Origin of the sequence: Streptomyces sp. NPDC026092 (assembly GCF_040638605.1) — a bacterium.
GTDB lineage: Bacteria > Actinomycetota > Actinomycetes > Streptomycetales > Streptomycetaceae > Streptomyces.
Window position 1 is genome coordinate 94373 of record NZ_JBEZYN010000014.1, and the last position, 26187, is coordinate 120559.

The 26187-nt window shown below is 67.8% G+C and carries 14 protein-coding genes; 8 read left to right on the top strand and 6 right to left on the bottom strand.

Annotation, left to right across the window (positions count from 1 at the left end):
- Positions 1–711, top strand: coding sequence for an aspartate/glutamate racemase family protein (locus tag AB0F56_RS22895; protein WP_362012681.1), 711 nt, complete (start codon positions 1–3; stop codon positions 709–711).
- Here AB0F56_RS22895 and AB0F56_RS22900 read toward each other — a convergent pair.
- Both AB0F56_RS22900 and AB0F56_RS22905 read right to left on the bottom strand, forming a co-directional pair.
- Entirely contained in the window at positions 684–1496 is an 813-nt protein-coding gene (locus AB0F56_RS22900; protein ID WP_362012935.1) for a chitosanase, read from the bottom strand. The two genes, AB0F56_RS22895 and AB0F56_RS22900, sit on opposite strands and share 28 nt — an antisense overlap.
- A gap of 164 nt (positions 1497–1660) precedes the next feature.
- Complete coding sequence (locus tag AB0F56_RS22905) at positions 1661–2269, bottom strand: hypothetical protein (RefSeq protein WP_362012684.1); 609 nt, start codon at positions 2267–2269, stop codon at positions 1661–1663.
- A 133-nt stretch (positions 2270–2402) separates the two neighbouring features.
- On the opposite strand from AB0F56_RS22905, the gene AB0F56_RS22910 reads away from it, so the two are divergent.
- Positions 2403–3353, top strand: coding sequence for a fibronectin type III domain-containing protein (locus tag AB0F56_RS22910; RefSeq protein WP_362012687.1), 951 nt, complete (start codon positions 2403–2405; stop codon positions 3351–3353).
- Positions 3354–3364: 11 nt separating this feature from the next.
- Here AB0F56_RS22910 and AB0F56_RS22915 read toward each other — a convergent pair whose 3' ends face one another.
- The gene (locus AB0F56_RS22915) at positions 3365–5221 is read right to left on the bottom strand and encodes a DUF2075 domain-containing protein (RefSeq protein ID WP_362012690.1); all 1857 of its coding nucleotides are present in this window, start codon (positions 5219–5221) and stop codon (positions 3365–3367) included.
- 389 nt (positions 5222–5610) lie between these two features.
- On the opposite strand from AB0F56_RS22915, the gene pglW reads away from it, so the two are divergent.
- The 3 genes from pglW (at position 5611) to pglX (ending at position 18884) form a co-directional block, all read left to right on the top strand.
- On the top strand, positions 5611–10044 hold the full coding sequence (pglW, locus tag AB0F56_RS22920) for a BREX system serine/threonine kinase PglW (RefSeq protein ID WP_362012693.1): 4434 nt from the start codon (positions 5611–5613) through the stop codon (positions 10042–10044).
- A gap of 164 nt (positions 10045–10208) precedes the next feature.
- A complete protein-coding gene (locus tag AB0F56_RS22925) occupies positions 10209–15116 on the top strand; it encodes a DUF3320 domain-containing protein (RefSeq protein ID WP_362012696.1) in 4908 nt (1635 codons plus the stop codon).
- 105 nt (positions 15117–15221) lie between these two features.
- Positions 15222–18884, top strand: coding sequence for a BREX-2 system adenine-specific DNA-methyltransferase PglX (gene pglX, locus AB0F56_RS22930; protein WP_362012698.1), 3663 nt, complete (start codon positions 15222–15224; stop codon positions 18882–18884).
- 88 nt (positions 18885–18972) lie between these two features.
- Here pglX and AB0F56_RS22935 read toward each other — a convergent pair whose 3' ends face one another.
- Entirely contained in the window at positions 18973–19179 is a 207-nt protein-coding gene (locus AB0F56_RS22935; RefSeq protein ID WP_362012699.1) for a DUF397 domain-containing protein, read from the bottom strand.
- Positions 19176–20030, bottom strand: coding sequence for a helix-turn-helix transcriptional regulator (locus tag AB0F56_RS22940; protein ID WP_362012937.1), 855 nt, complete (start codon positions 20028–20030; stop codon positions 19176–19178). Before AB0F56_RS22940 ends, AB0F56_RS22935 begins: the two co-directional genes overlap by 4 nt.
- Before the next feature lie 152 nt (positions 20031–20182).
- On the opposite strand from AB0F56_RS22940, the gene AB0F56_RS22945 reads away from it, so the two are divergent.
- Entirely contained in the window at positions 20183–20626 is a 444-nt protein-coding gene (locus tag AB0F56_RS22945; RefSeq protein WP_362012702.1) for an ATP-binding protein, read from the top strand.
- A 114-nt stretch (positions 20627–20740) separates the two neighbouring features.
- On the top strand, positions 20741–22669 hold the full coding sequence (locus AB0F56_RS22950) for an AAA family ATPase (protein ID WP_362012704.1): 1929 nt from the start codon (positions 20741–20743) through the stop codon (positions 22667–22669).
- A gap of 78 nt (positions 22670–22747) precedes the next feature.
- Here AB0F56_RS22950 and AB0F56_RS22955 read toward each other — a convergent pair whose 3' ends face one another.
- Positions 22748–24127 carry a hypothetical protein gene (locus AB0F56_RS22955; RefSeq protein WP_362012707.1) on the bottom strand — a complete coding sequence of 460 codons (1380 nt, stop codon included), beginning with the start codon at positions 24125–24127 and terminating at the stop codon, positions 22748–22750.
- Between the two features lie 417 nt (positions 24128–24544).
- Between AB0F56_RS22955 and AB0F56_RS22960 the strand changes: the two genes are divergently transcribed.
- Positions 24545–25951 carry a PIN-like domain-containing protein gene (locus AB0F56_RS22960; protein ID WP_362012709.1) on the top strand — a complete coding sequence of 469 codons (1407 nt, stop codon included), beginning with the start codon at positions 24545–24547 and terminating at the stop codon, positions 25949–25951.
- Positions 25952–26187 lie beyond the last annotated feature (236 nt).

Genomic DNA, 26187 nt, shown 5'->3' on the forward strand with positions numbered 1-26187 from the left:
GTGCTGATCAACCCGAACACCTCCGCCGACACGACGGCGATGATGACGGCGATCGCCCGGCGGACCCTGGGTTCCTCCGTCCGCGGGGTGACGGTGGCGCGCGGCCCCCGGATGCTGACCGACCCGGCGGCGCTGAGGGCGGCGGTGCCCGAGGTGGTCGCGGCGGCCCGCGAGGCCCTGGCGGCGGGGGACTGCGCGGGTCTTGTGGTGGGGGCCTTCGGCGATCCGGGCGTGGCGGAGCTGCGGGCCTTCGCGGGCGTCCCGGTCGTGGGTCTCGCGGAGGCGGCATGCGCGGAGGCGGCGGCCGGGGGAGTGCGGTTCGGGGTGGCGACGACGACCCCGGACCTGGCGGAGGCGATCGGCCGGCGGATCGCCGCCCTCGGGCTCGCGGACCGGTACACCGGGATCCGCCTGACCCGGGGCGACGCCCACCTGCTGTCCCACGAACCGGAGGCGCTGCGGGAGGAGTTGGCCGAGGCGGTACGGGCGTGTGTCGTACGGGACGGGGCGCGGGCCGTCGTGATCGGCGGCGGCCCGCTGGCCGAGGCGGCGGACGCGCTCCGTGCGCGCTTCGACGTCCCGGTGATCGCCCCCGTCCCGGCCGCCTGCCGCCGGATCGCACGCGAACTGGCGCAGCACGATCCGGCGGTGTCGGAGGGGTCCGGCTCCGGCCAGGGCTCAGGTCAGCCGATGTGGAAGCTGTCCCCGTAGACCTTCCAGTCCAGCGGGGTGTTGAGGTTGAGGTTCTTGTTGCGGACGAACACCCGCTGGGCCGTGTCGACCCGGCTGGTGTCGCTGTGCGCCTCCTCCTGCTTCATCGCCCAGACGCGGGCGTCGAGGAAGGCGTTGAGGTACTTGATCTCGTCCCCGCCCTGGGCCGGCGGCTTCGCCTTCGCGAGGGCCTTCTTACGGATGTTGCGGAAGCTCGCCGAGTCGGTGCCGTCGCCGTGCATGACGATGGCGTCGTAGTAGATGAACTGGCCGAGCACGCCCACGCCGTCGCTCTTGGCCTGCTTGACGGCCGGGTTGAAGTACACCCGGTCGCGCTCGTCGTCCTGGGCCTTCTTGAACGCGGAGTCCGAAGCGGCCTTGGCCCAGTCCCGCTCGAAGGCCGAACCCAGGCCCGCGTGCGAGTCGGTTCCGTCGACCTTGCGGAGCGCGGGCAGGTACTTCGCGAGGACGTTGCCGGGCTTGCGCTCGGTGTAGAGCTCGACGAGGTCGAGCATGTCGCCCGTACCGGAGCAGAAGCCGATGATGCCGGCCGTATAGCCCCGCCCGTCGCCGATGTCCTCGATGTACTTGTACTGCGCCTTCCAGTCCAGCGAGGAGTTCTCCGCGCTGGAGACCAGCTTCATGGCGATCTCCTTCTTCGCCGGGTCGTCGAGACCGACGGCCGCGGCGGCGAAGGGAGCGGCCGCGCTCGACTCGGCGCGGGCCGGGGCGGCTCCGTCCGAGGGAGCGGCGATGGCGGTCGCCGGGACGGCGAGCAGGGCGATTCCGAGTGCGACGCGGATCGCGGTGCGCTGATGGGGGTTGGGCACCGGGGCCTCCCAAACAGATGCGGGGGTTGGTTTGTTAGGAAGCTTTCCTATCAGCCGGGCGAGTGTCCGTACACCCCTTGCGTGCAAGGGAGTTGAGCGCGGACCCTCACCTGTCGGCCTCACCTCTCGGCCTCGGCGCGCCGCCGGCACTCCCGGGCCAGGTGCGGGTAGGCCGCGCCGATCGCCTCGTACAGCCGCGCGCGCAGCAGCCGCTCGGCCTCCGCCCGTCCGGTCGACCCGAACAGCCCGTCGAGCAGGATCTCGTACCTCGCCAGGGCGTGCCGCAGATAGGTCACCTGCCACCGCACCAGCGCCCCGGCCACCACCCCGCCGGCGGGTCCCCCTGGTCCGCCCGGTCCGCCCGGCCCGCGCGCCCCGAGCAGCTGCCGGTGCCGTACCGCGCGCCGCTCCAGCTCGGCCGCCGGGAGCCGGGGCACCTCGATCGGCTCCGCCCGGATCGCCGCGAGCACCGCCCGCCGTCGCCGTTCCGCCCCCGCCTCGGCGGCCGCGGAACGGCTCCCGGGGGCCGCCGCGGCCCGGGCGAACTCCGGTGTCCGCTCCACCGCCTCCACCCGCGCGAGCCGGTAGAGCCGCACGGGCGCGATCGACCACCGCCGCGGATCCCGCCCCTGGATGTCGGGCTCGCCCAGCAGATCGCGCACCATCGGGTCGGTCCAGCCGCGCTCGCGCAGCCCGGTGAGCGTCACAAAAGTCGTACGGTCCGTCACGATTCCCCCTCGCTTCGATTACTCAGCGTGACGAATTCAGTGAAGCGCACACCACTGACAACCGCCCTCTTGCCGGGGTCGCGGCACCCGTGCCATACAGGTCTGGACCAAGTCGACGGACGGAGGCATTCCTGTGCAACGCCCGCTCGCCGCAGCATTGTTGACGGCCGTCGCGCTCACCCTCACGGCCTGTTCCGCAGCCCCCGCGAAGGACACCGCGAACCCCACCGCCCCCACGGGCGTCACCGCCGCCTCCGGCAGCGCCCAGACCGTCCACGTGATGTGGAACGCGGCCACCGACGACCGCGCGGTCACCGGCTACGAGGTCTACCAGCAGGGCCGCAAGGTCAAGGACCTCCCTGCCACCACGCTCATGGTCGACATCGTGAACCTCACGCCCGCGACCCCGTACGCCTTCACGGTCCGGGCCCGCGACGCCGCCGGCAACCGCTCCCCGCACAGCGCGACCGTCCCGGCCACCACGCTCGCCGCGAGCGCCCAGGACCGCACGCCCCCGACGACCCCGCGCACCCTCCAGGCCACCGCCGATGGCAGCCACGGGGCCACCCTGACCTGGCAGCCGGCCCGGGACGACACCAAGGTCACCGCGTACGACATCTACCAGGCCGACGCCCGGATCCACACCGTCCCCGGCACCGCCACCACCGCCCGCCTCACGGGCCTTCGGGCGGGCACGGTCTACTCCTTCACGGTCCGCGCCCGAGACGCCGCGGAGAACTCCTCCCCGGACAGCCCCACCGCCGACCTCACCACCACCCCGGCCCCCGGCGCTCCCCCCAACACGGCCCCCACGGACCTGACGGCAAAGCCGGCGAAGGGCGAGGTCACCCTCACCTGGACCCCACCGAGCACGGGCGCCCCCGTCACCGAACACCAGCTCTTCCTCGACGGCGCCTTCGCCACCACCATCATCTGGGGCGCCGAACCCCCACCCGGCCGCGCGACCTACACCTTCACGGTCCCCACCACGAAGCCCACCCGCCACAGCGTCAAACTCCGCGCCCGCCTCCCCGACGGCACCTGGGGTGACTTCTCGGCCCAGCGCACCGTTGTCGTGCCCTAGGGGCATGCGGGTCAGTCTGAGACGAGTTCGCGCAACCTTTCCCTCGTCTGCTCATCCGTGGAGTAGACGATTGTCCCGATCATGCCGCGTGTCAGGAGGACTTTGTAGGTGTTGCGGATGAGGAGGTCGACCTCGTCGTCCGGGGTCGACCGCTTGAAGGCCGGATCTTTCGACTTCGTGCGGTCCGTCACCCAAGTCCCGTCACGCCAGACCAGGTCGGGGCCGAGGATGACTCCGCTCCAGTCGTATTCGAACCCCTGGGCTGTGTAGACGCAGCCCACCTGCCCGAATCCGGCAGGATCGGTGGCCCAAAGGGCGGACGGTGGTGCCCCGGCCACCGCGCGATCGCCGAACACGTTCCATGGGCGCTTCCAGTCGCCGATCACCACGTCGGCTGGAAGGGGCTGACCGGGGGCGGTCTCCTTTGTCCATTTCCAGCAGTACCCGGCAGACATGCGAGCGCTGTAGCCCTGGGCCTGCTTTCGCTCGAGCAATGCCTCCATCTCCTCGGGCGTGTCCGCCACGATGAGCTGCATCTTGTCGTCCGGGTCCCACCCGACAGGCCCACCCGACGCCAGGCCTAGAAGGCGCAGTACCCAGCGGAGGTAGGCATCGCTGCCGCCACACCGAAACTGGCTGTCCAGGGGAATGACCGTGCAGGAGAGGTCTTTGGCGGAGGCTGCCGCGCGGATCTGGTCGACATTGCCCATTTCGCCAGGCCGCACGATCTGGTGCTCGTCGAGGAGGAAGACCGGAACGCGAGCGGCGTCGATCAGCTCCTCCACCTGTGGCCGGTCGCTGCGCTGGTTCGCAGGGGTGTAACGATTCGCCGACGTCTTGCGCATGCGGTGAGCTTCGTCGCAGATGATGACGTCGAGTGCGTTCCGCTCGGCGGTCATGAAGCTGTTGAAGTACTTGAAGAGATCCTGCACTTCACGCTTCCGCGCCCCGGCGACCTTGCGCATCGTCTTGGTGAACGACTGGGACCCCGTCGCGTGGAGGGCCGGCCGTCCCTGTCGGTACAACTCGCCCACCAGGGAGAGAGCAATGACGCTCTTGCCCGTTCCGGGTCCGCCGGTGACGACCACGACGTTCTTGCGGTCGGCCTGTGCAGCTTCACGCACCGCGCGCATCACGGTCTCGTAGGCGACACGCTGCTCATCCAGGAGTACGAACTGCTCCCGCTCGCGGACCTCTTGAGCGGCGACAGCCATGAGCTGTTTCGAGGGGCCGATCTTGCCGGCCAAGAGTTCGTCGGCGGCTGAAGCGCCGTTCACGGGCGCCAGCCGAGACTTGAGGAATGTGATGAACTCGCCGCGGCGCTGCTCGCTGAACAGTCTTCCTCGCTCGGATTCACCGACCTCTGCGAGTCCGGAGATTCCGAACTCGGTGGCATTGTGGAGGTATGCAGCTCCTGCTATTCGCTCGGGGTGATCTGCCAGTGCTCCGTTGAACGACACGAGGTAGTCGCAGTACCCCCGCACCTGCTCGACGGGGTTGAGGACAGGCCGCGTGTAGGCGTCTACGCGACACAGCAGAGGTTCCCCGTCCTCCGGCTCCGCCTGGCTCCATTGCTTGAGCTCGATGACGACGTAGGACGGCTCGCCGGTCCTCGGGTGCACGCCTGCCAGGACGGCGTCGGCTCGCTTACTGGTCAGTGGCAGTCCGTACTCCAGGAGCACGGTTGCATCGTGGAGCCCCGCTTCGAGGAGCGTGCTCATCAAGGCCGGCAGGCTGCGCTCCCACGACCGCGCTTCGGACGTGCCGGGCCGGTAGCCGTGGTCGTGCACGAATTGTTCCGTCAGCCGCTGGAACAACATGCCGTTCAGTCCCTGAGCGGCGGCGTTGGAGACGGAATCACGAAGCATGGAGGGCTCCCCGGATGACGACGTCGACGGCTTCGACGGGGGAGAACGATTCGCCTGCACCCACGAATTCTGCGTGCCGGGATCTCTGCGTCAGGGAATCGTTCCGCCTGAATTTCGGCAGAGTGGAGGAATGCGACCCCGATATGTGTACTGGAGTCGAGCCTTGAGGCGCAGCCATGCGCGCTCTCCTTACGGTGTGGAGGGCATCGTCCGAATTCGACAGCCCGGTGGATTCCGTAATAGCCCCGGGAGCCTAGCATGGTCCGTAGCACCCATGGCCGGAGATTCTTGAGGCGCGGTCCGACTCGTCCTGCAACTGCGTCAGGGTAGGGTCGGTGGCCTGGAGGCTTACGCCGTGTGGCGTACGGAATCACCTCGGAGGTCGAACCGTGACGGCAGCTGGTACGCCGGCGGCGCCCAAGCCCGGGCAGCCACGCAAGGAGCGTTGGTTCCAGCCTCGCCGGTCCAGCCACTCCTGGGAGCAGGAAGGGCTCGACCACATCCGGCAGTTGATGCCGTCGACGGAGCCCTACCGTGCCTGGGCCACGTTCGCCTTCACCGCTGCATCCGGGCGTACCAATGAGTGCGACCTTTTTATCGCGGTCCCCGGTGGTCTCTATCTCCTCGAGCTCAAGGGACATCCCGGCCGAGTCGTCAATCACGGAGACACCTGGCAGTTCCACGCGGACCGAGTACGCACTCTCAAGAACCCGCTGCATCTGACCGACCTCAAGTGCAAGGAACTCAAGGGCCAGTTGGAGCGGGCCGCCCGGTCGATGGGAGTCGACCCGCGGCGTGTCCCCTTCATCAAGCCCGCGGTCTTCCTCCATGACTCAGGTCTGGTCAGCGGGCTCGACGAGTTCCAGCGGATCAATGTCTTTGGACGCAACGACGGTGCGAGCGGGCTGGGCAGAATCTGGGATGACCTGCTCGGCAGGCCTCCGGAGCGGGAGAGCTGGCGCATCACGCCGCAGTCTGCGCAGCTGCTCGAGCAGTTGATGCAGAAGGTCGGTATCAGCCACTCCACCGCCCACCTGCGTTTCGGTGACGACTGGAAGCTCGAGCCGAGTGTGCTCGATGCGGGCCCCGGCTGGGAGGACCGTCTTGCGGTCCGTGTCGACGGCCTCGTGCAGGAGGAAGGCCGGGTCCGGATATATCTGGTCGAGCAGATGGCAGGCGAGGCCGCGAGGCGAGCCGCGGATCGTGCTGCTCGGCGTGAGTATCAGGTTCTGCAGGGCATCACCCACCGGGGTATCGCCCAGGCCGCCCAGATTCATCAGCATCAGGGTGGGCCGGCGATTCTGTTCCGCCACCGTCACTCCGACCTCCGGCTCGACGCCTATCTGGCTGCTTACGGAGGCAAACTCACCCCGGAGGTCCGGCTCGACCTTGTGCGTCAGCTCGCTGAGGCCCTCCGGTATGCGCACAACCGCTCCCTTTATCACCGCGCACTCTCTGCCCGCTCTGTGTACGTCTCGGCCAAGGAGGACGGCTCCGACCCCGCCGTACGCATCACCGACTGGCAGACCGCGGCCCGTGACTTCGAAACGACGTCGATGCGTTCGATCGGAGACACACCGCTCGACGGTGGGTTGATCGAGGACTCCGCCCAGGTGTACCTGGCCCCGGAGACCGACCAGGAATTCGCCGATCCGGTCGATCTGGACCTCTTCGGGCTCGGTGCTGTCGCCTACCTGATCCTCACGGGCGAGCCGCCTGCCCCTCAGCGAAGCGCCCTGATCGAAAGGCTGTCCGCCGAAGGCGGCCTGCATCCTTACGCCGTGGCCGATGGCCTCTCGGACAGCCTTGATGCCTTGATCTACCGAGCCACTCGCGCCGAGGTCGTCGATCGGCTGCCTTCTGCAGACCGCTTCCTCGACATCCTCGACGACGCCGAGCAGCAGACGGCGACTCCGGATCAGCCCGCGACGGTGGATACCGATCCCTTGACGGCGCTCCCGGGTCAGCCGGTGGACGACGTGTGGACCGTCAAGCGGGTACTCGGGACCGGAGCCACCGCACGGGCGCTGTTGGTCGAGCGAGTCGTCGAGGAGCCTGTCGGGCCCGACGACAAGACCATTGTCCAGGAACGTGTCTTCAAGGTTGCGCTCGACCAGGACAAGGACTCACGGCTGTACGCGGAGGCGAACGCCCTCAAGACAGTGGGCGGAGGCCGGATCATCCGGCTTCTCGAGGAGCCGCGGGAGATCGCCGGTCATACGGTTCTGGAACTCGAGTATGCAGGCGAGAGCTCTCTCGGTGCACGGCTGCGCGGCGAAGGACGGCTTACCTACGACCAGTTGGAGCGGTACGGCAACGATCTGTTCATTGCACTCGACCAGCTCGCCGCCAAGGGAGTTCGTCACCGCGACATCAAGCCGGACAACCTGGGTCTGCACAAGCGCGACGACGGCTCGTGGGAGCTGCTGCTGTTCGACTTCTCTCTGGCTGACGCCTCCGAACGGGACATCAGCGCCGGTACTCGCGGCTATCTCGACCCCTTCCTCGGCAGTGCTCGTCGCTCGCTCTACGACGATCACGCCGAGCGGTATGCGGCCGCCGTGACCCTGCACGAGATGGCTTCCGGCGAGCGACCCATCTGGGGCGACGGACAGAGCGATCCCCGAGTGAGCGAGGACGTCGAACTGTTCGTCGCTGCCGAGCTGTTCGAGCCAGGACTGCGTGACGGGCTCACCGCTTTCTTCCAACGGGCTCTGCACCGTGATGTCGACCGGCGCTTCGACACGTTCAAGCAGATGGAGGATGCCTGGCGGCAGATCTTCCGTACAGCCGACTCCGCCAAGCCGGCCACCACCCCTGCAACCATGGGGGCACTGACGGCGACGACGGAGGAAGCCCGGGAGACGGCAGCGGCAGCGGCAGAGCCGACCACAGCCCTCGATGCGGCCGGACTCTCCCCACGAGCTGTGTCCGTCGCCAACGGGCTAGGTGCGGTCACGGTCGGCGAACTCCTTGATGTGCCCCCGCATACGATCGCCCGCGCCCGAGGCGCCGGCACGCTCGTGCGCAGGGAACTGAACCGGCGCCACAAGCAGTGGTACGCGATGCTCAAGCGCCCCGCCCCAGCGTCGGAGCGTGGCACAACGCCCGTGGAATCAGCGCTTTCCGATGCCCTGGCTGCCACGCCCATGGACGAAGCGCGACTGACTGCCACCGAGTCCGTCGACTCCTTGGCAGCCCGCCTCGCTCCGGGAGCTGCGCGGAAGGGCAACCTGCGTCCGGACGTGGTACGGCTGACCCTGGGTTTGCCTCGCACCAAGGAGGACGGAGGCGCTCTCTCTCCTCTCGGCCCCTGGCCGCCGCAGACGCTGATCGCCAAGCATCTCGGCAGCAGCCAGCCCACAGTGTCCCGGCACCACGTCGCCGCGATCGAGGAGTGGTCCGCGACCGGATGGATCGCGCACATCCGCGACGAGCTGGTGCAGATTCTGGTTCAGGCGGGCCGCGTGATGACCGTCCAGGAAGCCGCTGCCGAGCTTCGCGTACGCCATGGCGCCGGAGACGACACCGCCGAGCGAACGTTGGCGAAGGCGCTTGCTGTCGTCCGCGCAGCGGCTGACGCCGAGGCATTGCAGCGAGGCAACGAGCGGGACCCGCGCCTCGAAGTGCTGCGGAGGGGATCCCGCGTTCTGCTCGCACTCGACTCCCTGCCTGGCACTGATGACCCCACTCCACAGGAGTTGGCGGACTATGCAGCGAACCTCGGCGCCGCCGCCGACCGGATGGCCGCCGAGGATCCCCTGCCGGGCCGGGCCACGGTCGTACGGACCCTGCGCGAGGTACCTGCGCCGGAGGGAATGACGCCGCTGGCCGACACCCGCCTGGTGGGGCTGGCGGCCGTGGTCTCGCAGGACGCCTCCGCATCGCCCCGGCTGGAGATCTACCCGAAGGCGCTCGGCCTGGCCCGCGCCATTAGAATCTCCCAGGCTGTTGCCGGTGTCCGCCGCGAAGTCGGCATCTCCACCGGTGAGCTCATCGCCCGGGTCAAGGCGCGCTTCCCCTCGCTGCCGTTCTCGGAAGCCCCCACGCACATTGCGATCGAGGACGCGCTCGTCGATGCGGGATTCCCCCTCGAGTACGACACCGTACGCAAGCGGTTCTTCCCTCCGGCTGTCGAAGGAGCACGCTGGACCAGCTCCACCTACACCCGTACGAGCGTGCTCGTCGCGGAAGCCAGGGCCGCGGTCGCGTCGGGCCGTGATCCGCAGGCCGTGGTACGGGCCAAGCTGACGACGTCCGCCGAGCGCGGGGGCTTCCTCGCCCTCACCCTCAAGGGCGCGGACCTGCCCGGCACGGCGGCGGCTCTGGCAGCGGAGTTCGGCGTGACTCCGGTCGATTTCAACACCGAGTTCCTCGCGGTTTTCCGGATGCTGGCCGAGGAGCTGGGTACCGACTGGTCCAAGGTCCTGCGGGCGGATGCCGCCTTCACCAGCGGCGGTGAGCTGAAGCCCGGGCTGCGCTCCTATGTCCAGCGGGTCACTGATCGGCTTTCGGAGCGATTCACCGTGCGCGCCGAGGAAGCCGGCCCGAGGGCCGTGCTTTTCTTCCACAATGCGAGCCTGCTGGCACGGTACTTCGACGGCGGCGGACACGACCTGTTGGTGAATCTCCAGCAGGCTGCCCGGCGCCCGGCGCAGCTTCCGCACGGGCTGTGGTGGCTGTGCCCGATGGAGGACCCGAAGCAGACGCCCTCGTTGGACGGACGCACGGTGGAAGTGGTCGACCGCGCCACCGAGTGGACGGTGCTCGGCTCGTTGTTTCTGAAGGAGCTCAAGAGCGGCAGTACGAGCGACGATCGCTGAAGTTGCGTGCGGGCGGCAAACGAATTCATACCGAGTTGTGGATCTCCGGCGTGTCGGTGGATGTGGGCTGATAAGCAGATGTCTCCAGGGGGGCCTGTGAGTGTGGACACCCCTGTGCGCTCAGCTCAGGAGGTACACCCCCTATGCCCGATCAGCCTCAGACCGTGCCTACCGCGACGAGCGATCCCGGTCTCGACCGGCTGAAGGACGTGCTGGAAGGCTGGCGCCGCTCGCTTCTCGACCTCGGTGGACGCAATCGGCTGCTGAACTTCCGTCATACGAAGACGGCGACGCTGGAGCTCGAATCGCCCAGCGCAACGACTCTCCTGAGCGGACTCGCCGCTGGTTGGGACTTCGCCCCGCTCGGGACAGAAGCCGAAGAATCCGGGGATGACGGTACCGGGGTGTCGGCCCATGGCTCCCGGACCGGTGTGGTGACGCAGAAGCCCACGCAGGCGGCGCTCGACAGCGCCCTGTACCAGCTTCGACAGAAGTCCGGCCAGACGTTCAACGACTTCGGTCTGTGGGTGCTGTGGCTGGGCGTCGGCATGCTGGACTGGCGAGAAGCCGGGGCTGAAGAGGGCAGCTCCGCGCCGCTGCTGCTCGTGCCGGTGGAACTACGGCGCGACAAGGACCGCCGCTACCGCCTCCACCCGGTCGACGGCCAGGACCGGATGCACAACCCCGCCCTCGCGGTGAAACTCGACCGGCTGGGGATCGACTGGAGCCCCGTCACCGGCACCGACGTCGCCGACTTGTCCGCCGTGATCGCCGCGGCTCGCTCGGTCGCGGCCAGTCAAGTCGGCTGGAAGGTCCAGGAGCGCGTGGTGCTTGGGCTGTTCGCCTCGCACCGGGAGGCCATGTACCAGGACCTTCAACAGAACGAAGGGCGCATCCTCGAACATCCGCTGGTGAGGGCCGTCGCCCTCGGTCCTGACGCGGGTCTGCCCGACGGTCTCATCAGCTTCGAGCCCCCGGAACTCGACAGGATCGACGAAGTCCAGCTGCCCGAGGAGACGCCGCTGGTCCTTGATGCGGACGCATCTCAGCGGCAGTGCATCGCGGCCGCGCTCGATGGCCGATCCTTCGTGGTGAGCGGTCCTCCCGGCACGGGCAAGAGCCAGACCATCACCAACATGATCGCCGCACTCATGCACGCGGGTCGCAGTGTGCTGTTCGTCAGTGAGAAGGCCGCGGCCCTCGATGTCGTACGCAACCGTCTTCGCAGTGTGGGCCTCGGTGACTTCGTCATGGCTCTGCACAGCGGAGATACGAGCAAGAAGGCAGTGGCGACCGAACTCGCCCGGGTGCTGACGACCGAGGCCCGGGCCACGGGGGCGGCCGAGCACGAGCTGAAGCGGGCCCGTCTGCTGCGTGAGGAGCTGTCCGCCTACGCAGCGGCGATGAACCAGACCCGCGAGCCACTGCAGCGCAGTCTCCACGACGTCCTGGGACGGCTGATCCAGCTGGAGCTGGCGGGTACTCCGCACCTTCCGCTGCCCGGCTCCCATGTCCAGACTGTCGGCAGGCTGAGCGCCGATGCACTGCAGGAAGTTACCTCGGCCGCCGAATCCGTCAGCCGTGCCTGGCGACCTGCCTCCGAGGGGGACGCCTTGCCCTGGCGGGGGCTGGTCGGAAGCTCGGCGCTCTCCGTGCTCTCGGAGGCAGCCGACGCATGGGATGCCGTACAGGCCGTTGCGGTACGTCGCCCGTTCGCCGTGACTCAGGCCGCACCGGCTTCGGTACGTGAACTCCAGCAGGTCGTACGCACCCTGCGGGCTGGGCTTCCGGGCCAGGAAGGGGCTGCGGACGGAAGTCTGCCCGAGGACGTCTCCGACCAGCTTGCGCAGCTCGCGGATCTCTTCGGCGTTCAGAAGCCGGATGGAACCGAGGCCGCCTTCGCCCTCTGCGAGCTCGCGGATCTCACCAAGGCCACCCACCGGCCGCCGGCGGGATGGTTCGACGACGGCGTACGGAGCACAGCGCACCGCGCCGCACAGGAACTGCACCAGGCGCTGACCGCTGAGGGCGCGGCGCGGACTGCAGCGGAGGACGTCTTCGGCGAGCAGGTTTTGAGCGCCTCCGAACTGCCGGAACTGGTGGCGCGATTCGCCGACGTTCACAGCGGACTGCTGGCCCGCTTCTCGGCGCAGTACAAGACAGACCGGGCCGCGGCGGCGGCACTGACGCACAGCGCAACCTGGGACAGGAAGCTCTCCGGGCGCCTCGGCCAGGCACTCGACTGGTATCACGCATTCCAGGAGGTGCAGCGTCTCGCCGATCAGCACACCACTCTCCTCGGACGCTGGACACCGCGAACCCGGGCGGAGGCATCGGACCTCGACAAGGCCCTGGCGACCGCGGACCGAGTTGCCGAGCTGGCGGGTGGGGTCGCCCGACGCGAGCGGCTGGCCGGCCAGCTGGCCGACGGATCCGACACCGATCCGTTGCCGGCGCTACTCGCCGCGAACGTACGCAGCGCCCTGGCCACGTGGTGCACCACGGCGGACCGCCGCGCCGAACGCTGGTCCGCGTCCGCGACCGCACTCCTCGGACTCTTCGACGCGGCCAGAAGTGCCCAGCTCTCCCCGTCCCTGCTGGGCGGCTTCGACCAGGCGAAGCAGCTGATCGACGTACTCCTCGCCGATCCGCACGGCCCAGACGAATGGCAGGCATACCGCGCCGGCGTCGCCGTCCTCGCCCGCCATGGCGCCGACGACCTCGTCGCGAACGCGGCCGAGCGGGGCATCGACCCGAAGCAGCTTCCCGACATCGTCGAGCAGGCGCTGCTCCGCTCCTGGGCCGACGCGATTCTGGCGAGCGACGACCGCCTCCGTGCCACCCGCTCCGAAGACCTTGACGCCCGGGTGGCGGACTTCCGCGCAGCGGACCGCCGTCTGATCGCGGCGGCCGGCGGAGCGGTGATCGAGCAGTGCAACAGGCGGCGTCCCCGCAACCTCGGCGGTGGCGGCAGCGCCGTCATCAAGCGCGAGGCGGAGAAGAAGACCCGGCACATGCCGGTACGCGAGCTCCTCGGTCGCACGCGCGAGGTGGTCCAGTCGATCAAGCCGTGCTTCATGATGAGCCCGCTCACCGTCAGCCAGCATCTGCCGGCGGACTACACCTTCGACGTCGTCATCTTCGACGAGGCATCCCAGGTCCGCCCCAGCGACGCGATCAACTGCATCTACCGGGGCCGCAGCCTGATCGTCGCGGGCGACGACAAGCAGCTTCCGCCGACCTCGTTCTTCGACTCCTCGGTCGAGGACGACTCGGACGAGTACGCGGAGGACGTGCCCGACTCCTTCGAGTCCCTGCTGCATGCCTGCAAGGGCGGGGCCATGCGGGAGTTGTCGCTGCGCTGGCACTACCGCAGCCGTCACGAGGACCTGATCACTTTCAGCAACCGTGAGTTCTACGGGAACTCGATGGTGACCTTCCCCGGATCGCTCGACAAGGGCAACGACGTCGGTGTGGCCTTCCTCAAAGCCGACGGCGTGTACGACAAGGGGGGCCGTCGGGACAACCGCAGCGAGGCGGACTTCGTGGCTGCACGGGTCATGCACCATTTCGACACCCGCCCCGGTAGGACGCTCGGCGTTGTCGCCCTCTCCCAGGCGCAGGCCTCGGCTATCGACCTGGCCGTCCAGCAGGCGCGCATCTCGCGCCCGGACCTGGAGCACTGCTTCACCGAAGACCGCCTGGACGGCTTCTTCGTCAAGAACCTCGAATCGGTTCAGGGTGACGAGCGAGACGTGATGATCATGTCCGTCGGCTACGGTCCCGACGAGCGCGGGACCCTCGGACTGAACTTCGGCCCGATCAACAAGGCAGGCGGCTGGCGTCGTCTGAACGTGGCGGTGACCCGCGCCCGCTACCGGATGGAGGTCGTCTCCTCGTTCCGCGGGACGCAGCTCAAGGACAGCGCCAATCTCAGCGTCCAGTACCTGAAGCGCTACCTGGAGTACGCGGAGCAGGGACCTGCGGTCCTCGCTCGTGATGTAGTTCAGGGGGATGCGGAGCCCGACAGCCCCTTCGAAGAATCCGTACTCGAGGTGCTGCGCGGCTGGGGCTACCAGGTCCAGCCCCAGGTCGGTGTCGCCGGATACCGCATCGACCTCGGCCTGCGTCACCCCGAGCTGCCGGGCGCCTACGCGCTCGGGATCGAGTGCGACGGCGCGATGTACCACTCCTCCAAGGCTGCGCGTGATCGCGACCGGCTGCGGGAGCAAGTGCTCAATGGGTTGGGCTGGCGGCTGTACCGGATCTGGGGGACGGACTGGTACCGGGGCCGGGCAGCGGCGGAACTGCGACTGCAGGAGGCCGTGGAGCAGGCGATCGCGCAGGGCCCGCTGGCCGCGCCGGCGCACCAACCGACTCCGGACGCCGGGGCGAGTACCAGTGCGGCGACCTACGAGGGTGGTCATGTGGTGACGGTGCCCGTGGGGGAGCCTCAGGTCGAGATCGAGTACGAGCGCGTACCGGTGGACACGGAGGTGGAGCGTGGGTGGGCCGCTGTGTACCGCCCGAGCCGGCCGACGGTGAGTTCCCGCTACGAGATGCACACGACCGAGGCGCGGCCGGCCCTGCGCAAAGCACTGGTGCAGATCATCGAGGCCGAGGGCCCGATCCATCTGGAGCTGCTGGTCCAGCGGGCGCGGGAGGCGTGGGGCGTGGGACGGGCGGGGAGTCGGATCCGGGACAACGTGATGCTGGTGGCGCGGAGCCTGGTGAGCGCGAAGGTGATCGTTAGGGACGGCGATTTCTACGACTCCTACGACGCGAAGGCCCGGGACGGGCTTGCAGGCCTGAAGGCGCGGCGTCCGGAAGCCGGGGACGAGCCGCGCAAGGTGACGTCCATCGCTCCGGCGGAACGGCAGCTTGCGCTGTATGAAATCGCTGCGGAATGCCCTGGTATCTCGGAGGAGGAGCTGATCAAGCAGGTACGCGAGTTCTTCGGCTGGCGCCGCATGGGCAGCGACATCCGCGAGTCCTTGCAGGCGGACATCGCGGAGCTCCACCGCCAGCGCAGGCTCGAGGGCGGACCGGGCCGGGTCGGCGTGGTCCGCTGAAGGCTGAGGTCGGGGCAGGTCTGGACATTCCTCCCGAGCTGGCAGGATGGACGGGCTGTAGGTAGGGGACGGGTTGTGGGTTACGGGAGAGAAGGGCGCCACGTCGTGGACAAGGCCGCACTGCTGAAGGACCTGCGTAGGCAGGTCACCGCGCTGGAGGACGACCTTCGGGCGCGGACGGACTCGGAGGGCGAGTTCCGTGTGGCGCTTGAGCGCGAATATGCGGCGGCGCGAGACGCGCAGCGCACGGCGGCCACGTACGGAGCGTGGCGCGACGAACGCGTGACGCAAGCGGCGGCGGCGTGGGTCCTCGCGACGGTGTTCGTCCGCTTCTGCGAGGACAACGGGCTGATCGCCGACCCGTACATCGCGGGCCCGGGCGAGCGGCTCGCGGATGCGGAGGACCGCCAGGCGGCGTTCTTCCGGGAGCGCCCGGAGCTGAACGACCGGGATTGGCTGGTCGCCGGTTTCGAGGCGCTGGCAGGTTCGCACGAGGCGGTGGCGGGTCTCTTCGACCGGGGCCACAACCCGCTGTGGGAGCTGACCCCGTCATACGAGGCGGCGACGCGACTCCTTGGCTTCTGGCGGGAGCGGGGCGCGGACGGCGAGATCGTCCATTCGTTTATGGACGAGGAACTGGACACGCGATTCCTGGGCGACCTGTACCAGGACCTGAGCGAGCACGCCCGAAAGACGTACGCGCTGCTGCAGACGCCGGAGTTCGTGGAGGAGTTCATCCTCGACCTGACGCTGGAGCCGGCTGTCGAGGAGTTCGGCCTCGACCCGGTATGGAAGCACAAGCCGAAGGGGTGGCAGGGCGCCGACCCGGTCGCGCGGGGTCTGCGCTGCATCGACCCGGCGTGCGGCTCGGGCCACTTCCTCCTGGGCATGTTCAGCCGCCTGCTGGAGAAGTGGCGCGCGGCGGAGCCGGGCACGGACGACTGGGAGCTGGTGCGGCGGAGTTTGGAGTCCGTGCACGGCTGCGACAAGAACCCGTTCGCGGTGGCGATCGCGCGATTCCGCTTGCTGGTGGCTGCCCTGAAGGCGTGCGGCGAGCGGCGGCTGAGTGCGGCGCCCGCGTTCCCGATCAACGTGGCGGTGGGGGACTCGCTGCTGCATGGGCGGGGTGCGGAGTCCGTGACGGAGACGCTGGACACGCTGTTCGGGGGTGAGGACGAGGGGATGTTCGCGTACCGCACGGAGGATGTGCGGGAGTACGCGGAGCGGGTGGATTTGCTGGGGCGGGGGACGTATCACGTAGTGGTGGCGAACCCGCCGTACATCACGGTGAAGGACAAGCAGGAGAACGAGAACTACCGCAAGGCGTACGACGCGTGCTCGGGCAAGTACGCGCTGTCGGTGCCGTTCGCGCAGCGGATCTTTGAGCTGGCGGTGCGGGCGGGGGGTGACCGGCGGGACGGTGGCTTCACGGGGCAGATCACGTCGAACTCGTTCATGAAGCGGGAGTTCGGGAAGAAGCTGATCGAGGAACTCTTTCCGAAGGTTGCCCTCACTCATGTGATCGACACTTCAGGGGCTTACATCCCTGGCCATGGGACCCCGACCGTGATTCTAGCGGGTCGCAACAGTATGGGTCGACAAACTGACGGCATTCGCGCCGTATTGGGGGTGCGAGGCGAGCCAAGCCAGCCGAGTGATCCGGCGCGGGCAATGGTTTGGACTGCAATTTTGGGTCAGCTGGAGAAGCCCGGGAGTGAGTCTGAGTGGGTTTCAGTTGAGGATGCTGCGCGACACGACTTTGCGATGCATCCGTGGTCTCTCAGTGGTGGCGGCGCCGGTGAAGTTCTTGGATGCCTCGAGGCTGCAGGGCAGAAACTGGGGCCGGTCACTGAATCCATCGGAATCTCTGCGGTCACGGGGGAAGATGATCTTTTTCTGCTGCCGCGAGATGGTGCGGCGAGGCGGCTCGCGGTCGCCAGGACACGTCCGATGGTAACGGGGGATGTCATCCGTGACTTCGATCTGGTGCCAGCACACGACTCGGTGTGGGTTTATGGCGATGATCTTCAGGCGCTTCCCTACGAGTCGATCGGGTCGACCAGGCGACTGCTTGCCGCATATCGTGTGGCGATCTCTCATCGAAGGCGCTTCGGGGTTCCCATGCTGGAGCGCGGGATGGCCTGGCACGAGTGGCAGGAACTATACCCGAGCAAGCTGAGGCCTGATCTTTCGATCGCATTTGCGTTTGTGGCGACGCATAATCACTTCGTGCTGGACCGTGGTGAGAAGGTCTTCAAGCAGTCGGCGCCGATCATCAAGTTGCCAGAGGGGGCGACGGAGGAGCAGCACCTGGGGTTGTTGGGGGTGCTGAATTCGTCGGCGGCTTGCTTCTGGCTCAAGCAGGTGAGCCAAGGCAAGGGAGGTAGTGGCCTTGGGCGCGGCCTGCAGGACGAAGAGTGGGAGGAACGGTATGAGTTCACGGGGACGAAACTTCAGGAATTCCCGTTGCCGGGGGAGCTGCCCCTCGAAGCAGGCCGTGCCCTTGACTCCCTGGCGCGGGAGGCGGCTACGCATGGGCCCTCTGTTGTGGTCATCAGCGCCCCCACCCGTGCGGCGCTCGAAAGGGCCCATGGCGCGTACGCTTCCATCGGCGCGCGGATGGTCGCCCTCCAGGAGGAGCTGGACTGGATTGTCTATGGCTCCTACAACCTGCTCTCTCCGGACCAGGTAAGCCGTACAACCTTGCCTAGCACCCTTGGCGTACCCAAGGTTGGCCTCGGCGAGCGGGCTTTTGAAATCGTGCTGGCGCGGAAGGTAGCCGCAGGCGAGGCCGAGACCGCTTGGTTTAAGCGCCACGGGTCGACCCCTACTACTGAGATCCCCGCAGACTGGCCCGACGAGTACAAGGCCGTCGTCCAGGCCCGTATCGACATCATCAACTCCCGCAAGGACATCGCCCTCATCGAGCGCCCCGAATGCAAGCGGCGTTGGGCCTCCGACCCCTGGGAGAAGAAGGAGAAGGAAGCCCTCCGTACCTGGCTGCTCGACCGGTGCGAGGGCGAGAACCTCTGGTTCGGCCTCCGGGACGGGTTCCGTGCGCCCCGGACGCTCACCGTCTCCCAGCTCGCCGACGCCCTCCGGCAGGACGCTGACGTCCAGGCCGTCGCCGAGCTGTACGCCACCGATCACATGGGCAAGCGTGACGCCACCCTCGTGACCGTTCTCGCGGACGTGATCGCCAGCGAGCACGTGCCGTACCTCGCTGCCCTGCGCTACAAGGACTCCGGTCTGCGCAAGCGGGAGCAGTGGGAGCAGGTTTGGGACCTCCAGCGGGAGGAGGACAAGACCGGCGAGCGCCTCGACATCGCCGTACCGCCGAAGTACGCCTCCTCTGACTTCCTCAAGACCTCCTACTGGTCCCACCGCGGCAAGCTGGACGTCCCCAAGGAGCGGTTTATCTCCTACCCGGACGCGTCGCCCGACTCCGATCCGACCATCCTCCTCGGTTGGGCCGGCTGGGACCACAAGGATCAGGTGCAGGCGCTGGTCAACGTGATCAATGACCGTACCGAGCAGGCTGGTTGGGGCACCCCGCGGCTCACCCCGCTCCTCGCAGGCATCCAGGAACTGATGCCCTGGGTCCACCAGTGGCACGGTGAGCACGACGAAGAGTGGGGCGGCACGCCCTCCGAGGAGTACCAGGCGTACCTGGACGAGCAGCGCGCCAAGCACGGACTCTCGGCGGAGGACCTCACGGCCTGGCGTCCAGAGAAGAAGACGCGCGGTCGGGCGAAGAGGGCCGACTGAGAGCCGCGCGTACAGTCGTGTACAGACGAGGGCGCCCCGCCGACGGAACGGTCCGTTGGCGGGGCGCCCTCGTCAATGTCGGTTCGGCTCAGCCCTGTGCGGCGAACTCCACGAAGGCCGCCCATCCTTCAGGCGCCAGGGACAGCGCTGGCCCCGCCTTGTCCTTCGAGTCCCGGACGTGCACGGTCCCGGGGCGTACAGCGACCTCAACGCACTGGCCGCCTTCGGCGCCGCTGTAGCTACTCTTGCGCCACGCGAGTTCGGGGGCGCTAGCGGTGGTGTCTGCGACGTTCATACTTCTCCCAGCAGCTTCTCGATGAAGGCCAGAGACTCCCATGGGGTAAGAGCCTGCGCTCGGATGATCCCATAGCGCGCTGCGAGCGCGCGGACCTCTTCTCGGTCCGTCACCAGCGTGCTTCGACCCTGGACCTCCACGTATCCGAACTGATCGCCGCGGCGTTGGGTCATCAGCGTGAATGGGCCGTCCACGCCGGCGTTGTCCTTTCGGTCGAGCGGCATGATCTGGAGCTCGACGTTGCGCCTGTGCGCGACCAGCAGGATCTGCTCGAGCTGGCCTCGCTGCACCGACCTGCCACCCAGTGGGCGCCGCAGTACGGGCTCCTCCATGACGAAGCTGAGCAGCGGGGACGGCTGCCGATTGAAGATCTCTTGGCGGGCCATCCGTGCCAGAACGCGTTGCTCGATGATGTCATCGCTCAGCAGCGGGCGGCGCATGGTCAACAGAGCCTGGGTGTAGTCCTCTGTTTGCAACAGGCCGTTGACCACGTGGTTGTCGTATACGTGAATCTCGGCGGCCTCCGTCTCCAACCGCGCCGCATCCCGAAAGAACGCCGGGTACTGCGCCTTGGCCACCTCCTTCTTCCCCGCCTTCAACACCCCACCCGCATCCAGCACCTCATCCGCCAAGTCGATGAACTTCGGCGGCGGAATCCGCCTTCCCTGCTCGAACGACGCGATCGTCGAGGCCGAGTACCCCGTCCGCGCCCCCAGCTCCGCCCGTTCCATCCCCGCCCGAACGCGGCACAGTTTCAACTGCTGTCCGAAGACGTGCAAGATGCCCGATCCGGACTCGTCCCCGCCCCCACCCCCGTACTCGTAGTCATCCTCAGGCCCCTGTTGCTCCACCACGTCCCGTACCTCTCACGACACGCCCCGCACCACGTACACCGTGCCTACCAACGCGTACAGCCAGCACCCGTCAGTGCGTCACTCCTGGTCAACGGTACGCACGCTCCGCAACCGTTCTCCTCATGAACCGAGCAATTACTCCTCCCGTGGTGGATCAGCAACACCCGACCACCACCCACGAGTTCACGATGCAGTTCACCTCCACGCCGCGCGGCGCCCGGCTTGCCCGCCGGCTCGTCTCGCACCGGCTCGACGACTGGGGCCACCCCTACACCTCCACCCCCAACGAGACCGCCACCCTCATCGCCTCCGAACTCACCGCCAACGCCGTCCGCCACGGCCACGTCCCCGGCCGGGACTTCCAACTCCGCCTGCTCCTCGTCACCGCAAGGCTCCGCATCGAGGTCACCGACACCCGCACCGAGAGGCACCCCACCGCCGACACCGCCCGCACCCCACTACCCACCGAGGAGTCGGGCCGCGGGCTCTACCTCGTCTCCGAGATCGCCGACCGCTTCGGCTGGATCCCTCGCGTCGGCGCTCCCGGAAAGACCGTCTGGGCGGAACTCGATCTGCCGGTACCGCCCCGATAAGCGATGCATTCCCGCGAATGCAAAAAGAGCTGATGCGGCGTCATCCACCTCGCTAGCCTTGATTTGTCACAGCGGGCCCAAACGTGCCCGCCCGCACCAGGTTTCAGGACGACCGTGAAGATCAAGCGCATACGTATCGAGAACTTCTGCTGCCTGCACAAGGTGGACATCGACTTCGACGAGATAACCTCGTTCATCGGCCCGACCGGCGTCGGCAAGTCCACCGTGCTCCGCGCACTCGATTGGTTCTTCAACGGCGAAAAGTCGGTCGCCCTCACCACCGACGACATACACTCGGCGGTCGCGGCCGACGGCAGCGAGCGCATCTCCGTCGAGGTGGAGTTCGACGGGCTGACCGACTTCGACCGCGACGCCCTCGGCCGGTACGCCCCCGACAACGCCACAACCGTCAGCATCTGGCGTACCTGGGACGACGGTGACGACAAGATCACCGGAAAAGCCCTCGCGTACGCGCCCTTCGAGGAGATCCGGAGCGTGCCCGGCGGCGCGATGCCGAAGCGCCGGGCGTACAACGAGCTTCGGGAGAGCACCCCCAGGCTCGGTCTGCCGGCGGTCGGCAGCGAGAAGGCCATGAACGAGGCGATGCTCGCCTGGGAGCGGGCCCACCGGGACCAGCTCACCGAGGCCGAGGTAGAGGACACGCACTTCTTCGGGTTCGCCGGGCAGAGCAAGCTTGCCGAGCTCATCGACTTCGTCTTCGTCTCCGCCGACCTGCGCGCGTACGAAGAGGCCAACGACCAGAAGGCCTCCGCCATCGCCCGCATCCTCGACCACGCTGTCGACCGCACCGAGGCCGATGCCCAGCTCGGCGAGATCGAGGAGTACGCCCAGCTCGCCCGCCAGGCGGTCCACGACAACGTCTACGGCCCCGTCCTGAAGGACATCTCCGCCGCCCTGTCCGCGGAGGTTGCCAAACTGACCACGGGCCGGGAGGTGGTTGTGACACCGACAGTGCGCGCACCCAGGCCGGCAAAGACCGCCTTCCAGGTGAGCATCAAGGATGGGGCCGCCGAGACGTCTGTGCACCGGCAAGGGCACGGCTTCCAGCGGGCGCTGATCATTGCCGCGCTCAAGTACCTGGCCGACCGCAGGCGACCAGAGGGCGGGACGCGGACGCTGTGCCTGGCCGTCGAGGAGCCGGAGCTGTTCCAACATCCGCCACAGGCACGGACCTTCGCGAAGGTGCTGCGTGAGCTGGTGACCGGGTCCGCTGAGGGGCGTACGCAGGTGATGTACGCGACGCACAGCCCCGTCTTCATCGAGCCGGCCGGCTACCACCAGGTCCGCCGTCTCACCCGCGACACCGGAGCCGAGCACCCGGTCACCAGGGTGAGGCAGGTGACGGAGGACGAGCTGTGCCGGTCGCTGGAGGGGCTGGTTAAGGAGGAGGCCGTCCGCCGGCGCACCGGAGTGGCGATGGCCGGCTCGCTCGCCGAGGCGTTCTTCGCCCACGCCGCGGTGCTCGGTGAGGGGACGACCGACGGTGCGCTGCTCGAGGGCTGTGCAGAGCGGAACGGGATCAATCTCGGCGCCGAGGGAATCACCTACGTCGATGTGACCGGAAGGGACAACCTTCTGCTCAGCCACGCGATCCTGTCGGCTATGGGCGTCCCTTGTCACGTGGTCTTCGACGGTGATGCCGGAATGGAAGAGCGAAAGCGCGAGTCGGTGCGGCACTTCGACGAGGAGAAGCGTGCGGAGAAGGAGGCGGCCTTCGCGCAGCAGGCCCGCAAGATCTCCGGGAGCAATGCCGACCTGCTCGGCTACCTGGGAGAGTCCCGCTCACCGTGGCCGGCGACGGGTTCGGCGGGCACGTACACGGTGTTCGAGGACAACCTGGAGACATACCTCGTGGAGAGCTGGCCGTCCTGGGGAGAGCGGAAGCAGCAGCTGGTCGACGCGGGCGAGGGTGCGCCGGACAAGAATGCGGCCACGTACCGGGAGGCGGCCCGCACTGCCGTGACGGACCCGCCTTTCGTCCTTCAGGCGATGCTGGAGAACGTCCGGGCGATGGTCGGCTGACGCCTACGCTCAGTCGACGTTGGGCGCGGTGGAGCGCGTACCGTGCGCGCTCCACCGGTCCCGGGCCGAGGGGTGATCTCAGCGGCATGCCCTCGCCGTCTTCTCCGTCACCACCACGTCCTCCAGCCGTACCGACAAGGATTTGCCGCGCTGGGGGTCCCACAGCCAGACCCGGTCGCCGGACGGGCCGAAAGTCAGCACGGGATGGGTGGAAGCAAACGGTCCATTGAAGACAGCGATGTCCTTGTTCAGCGGCTTCACACAGACGAGGGCGCCCTGGACACCGTAGTACGGAGCCGGGTTACGTCCGGATGCCGCTGTTGTCCGGGCCTGGGTTGCGCCGAGCTGGGCAACGGCGAGGCCGGTCAACAAGGTCATGCCCACGATGAAAAGGGTGATCAGCGCAAGGCCCACTCGCTGCATGCCGCGCACTTGAATGAAGTGGAAATGGCGAGCCCACCCGGCGACTGCCAGAACCACCGCGACCCCCAGGGCTGCGACGCCGACCGGCACGAGCGATGCGGCGTAGGACCAGTAGAGAGACACGGGTGCTGCTTCTGACGGAAGTCCGAATGCCCGCTGCAGGTAGACCGTGTGCATCAAGCCTCCGAACCACGGGAGGATGAGCCCGAGCACAGGGACCAAAGCGGGCACTGCCCAATTGGCATTGCGGCTGAACCAGGAGTGCACGAACGCGTACCTGAGGCCGTACGACAACAGGGGAACGAGAACCACACTGGCGGCAGCCCATGCAACCGTGGCTGCGGAGGGCGTACTCGACGCGATGCTCGGGATCCGCATCCCGATCGCGACCAGTGCGCCCACGAAGAGTGAGCCCGCTGCAAGCGGGACGCTCCACGGACGGGACTCGTGGTGGGGGAAGAGCTGCAGCCCTACTGGCCGTACCAACGCGCATGCGATGAGGAGCGGAACCATGGCAAGCATGCCCTCTGAAAGGGCGGCCACGTACCCACATGCCACTCCCGTGAGGAGCCAGGCCGAAAAGAGCAGTGCGGCAGGCCAGGGGCTCCGAGACTCAGCCGGCGGATCCTCGGGATTCCGGCCCTCCATGCCTACGGGAATGCGTAGTTGGAGAGTCTCAGAGTCGTACCGTCGGCGAGTGAACGCTCCGTGCGCCAAGCGGTCGGCGACTGCCCCGACATGCGGCCGCCCTTCCAGCTTGACGATTCGGACGCTCGTCACCAGGCCCAACAGCGTGCGCCAGATGAATAGTTGACTCCTGAGGTCTGGCCGCTCGGAGGAGTCAGGCTCAATCTCTGGGGGCCTGTGGTAGGCGTGCAGCACCGTCCGATGGTCAACGGACAGTTCGTGACCGATCAGCGCCGCATCCACCACCCACATCCCCGCCTGATGCCGCCGTGCCAGCTCTTCGATCTCCGAGGCCGCCGCCTGTACCGCCCTGAACCGTGCCCCGTGCAGGCGTACTTCCACCAGCATCCCCCGCCGCCCGCTCCCAAGAGCGTCCTCTTCTCCAGCACCTGGCACCCAGTGTTGTACTGACCATCCCCGTCCCTCCAGCAACTGCGCTGCCAGTCCCGTCTCCTCGGGACTGTCGACCACCGCGACAAGTACCTCGACTCGTCGATTGAATGGCTCAACAGGAAGCGGCGACAGCGACGGAGCCGCGTCGTCCTGCCGCCCGCCGGAATCGCCAACACCTCGCTGCTCCGGTACCGCCCTTGTCGCCGCTTGCCGAGACACCCGCTCCGCAGGCAACACTTTGCACCTCCGTGATCAGATTCACCCCAGGTCGGATTTGGCCGAGACGGCACTCCCGCACCACGGCCAACCCTGGAACCATGCCCCCTATGCCTGAGGCACGTACCGGGCCAACGAGGGGAAGCGCGGAGCAGTATGGGGTACACGAACAACCCGGACGATCAGCCCACCGGGCGCGGGATCTTCGACTGCGACGGAGCTCACCGCACCCCGCTCGAGAGCGACTACGAGCGGGTCTTCCAGTCCGGCATGGTCGTTCTCGACACCAACGTGCTGCTCAACCTCTACCGATCCAACGCCCGGACCCGGCAGGACACCTTCGCCGTCCTCTCCAAGCTCCGGGACCGGCTTTGGGTCCCGCATCAGGTGCTCACCGAGTTCTGGCGCAATCGTGAGCTGAAGTCGATCCGTCATCACCACAGCACTCGGGCGAAGGAGACGTCGCTCGCCCTGGACAAGGCCAGCCGGTCCGCGCACGACGCAGTCGACCGGTGGATGAAGGACGTGCGGCTGAAGCAGGACGAGGGCGTCACCCTGCGCATTGACGCCGGTCTGAGGACCTTGGCAGAGGCGATCGACGGACTGCGGGAGATCATCGATGCGCAGGCCGAGCGGGATGCTCTGCTGGGGACGGCCCAGACGCACAGTGATCCCGTACTGGCCGAGCTGGAACCGCTCCTTCAAGGTCGTATCGGAGAGCCGTTGCCGACCGACGAGTACGACAAGGCGGTGCAGGCGGCACAGAAGCGAGCGGACGAGGAGATCCCGCCCGGGTACGAGGACTTCAAGACGAAGCCTCCGGAGCGTGCGGCCGGTGACTATCTCCTCTGGGTGCAGCTGCTCAAGGAAGCGCAGAATCACGACGGCGATGTCCTGTTGGTGACGGGTGACGTCAAGAAGGACTGGTGGCACCCGAGGGACGGCGACATCCCCGCTCGCCCGAGAGCCGAGCTGCTGGTGGAGCTCCGCGAGCGCGCGGGCGCACAGCTCTACATGTTGACCCCCGCCGAACTCCTCACATGGGCCGAGGAGTTGCTCGACGGACTCGACGTCGACAAGGACTCCGTCGATGACCTCGAACAGCTCCGTGAGGCGGACCGCGAGGACACGACCGTCGAGACCGGGTGGACCCGGCAATCCCTCGGAACCTTCGTCGAGCACCTTCGTGTGCGCTACCCGGCACACGCCAAGGTGATCATCGCGGCTGCGGCCAACGGTGGATTCGTGGACCGGGCGACCGTGTACGACCTGGCCGGATATCCGGACGACCGGCAGCTCAAGGGATTCACCCGGCCCATCAGCACCGTGGCACGGGAGCTGGAAGACCAGGGCTTGCTGACGGGCGAGGAGTCCTTCCTGCTCCACACCATCTACGGCTCGGTGACAGAGCCCTCGTGGGCGACTGGCTTCCGCATCCCGGACGAGGCCGTGCCGATCCTCATCGAGACCTTCCTCGAAGGCCCTGGCCGGTCGGCGCAGCCTGGCAAGGGCGACGCCGAACCTGGTGATGGCTCGACGCCTTCAGAGAAGGAACGGCAGTAGAGGCGCGGGCAGCAATACTTGCGCCGCGCCCCCTTCCTCAAGGCTGAAATCGCACCCTTGCCTGCGTCTCGCCCCCATGTCACACAAGGGGGAGCGGATCGAGGGCAGGGGGAGAGCCTTGGGTGGGGACGCAGGAAGTAACGGAAGCGGTCGAGGGGACTCGGCGCCCTCGGGCTGGGCGGAAGAACGGTTCGGGAAGCGGGCGAGGGGGCTTGTCGCAGGGGTTCCGAAGCGGC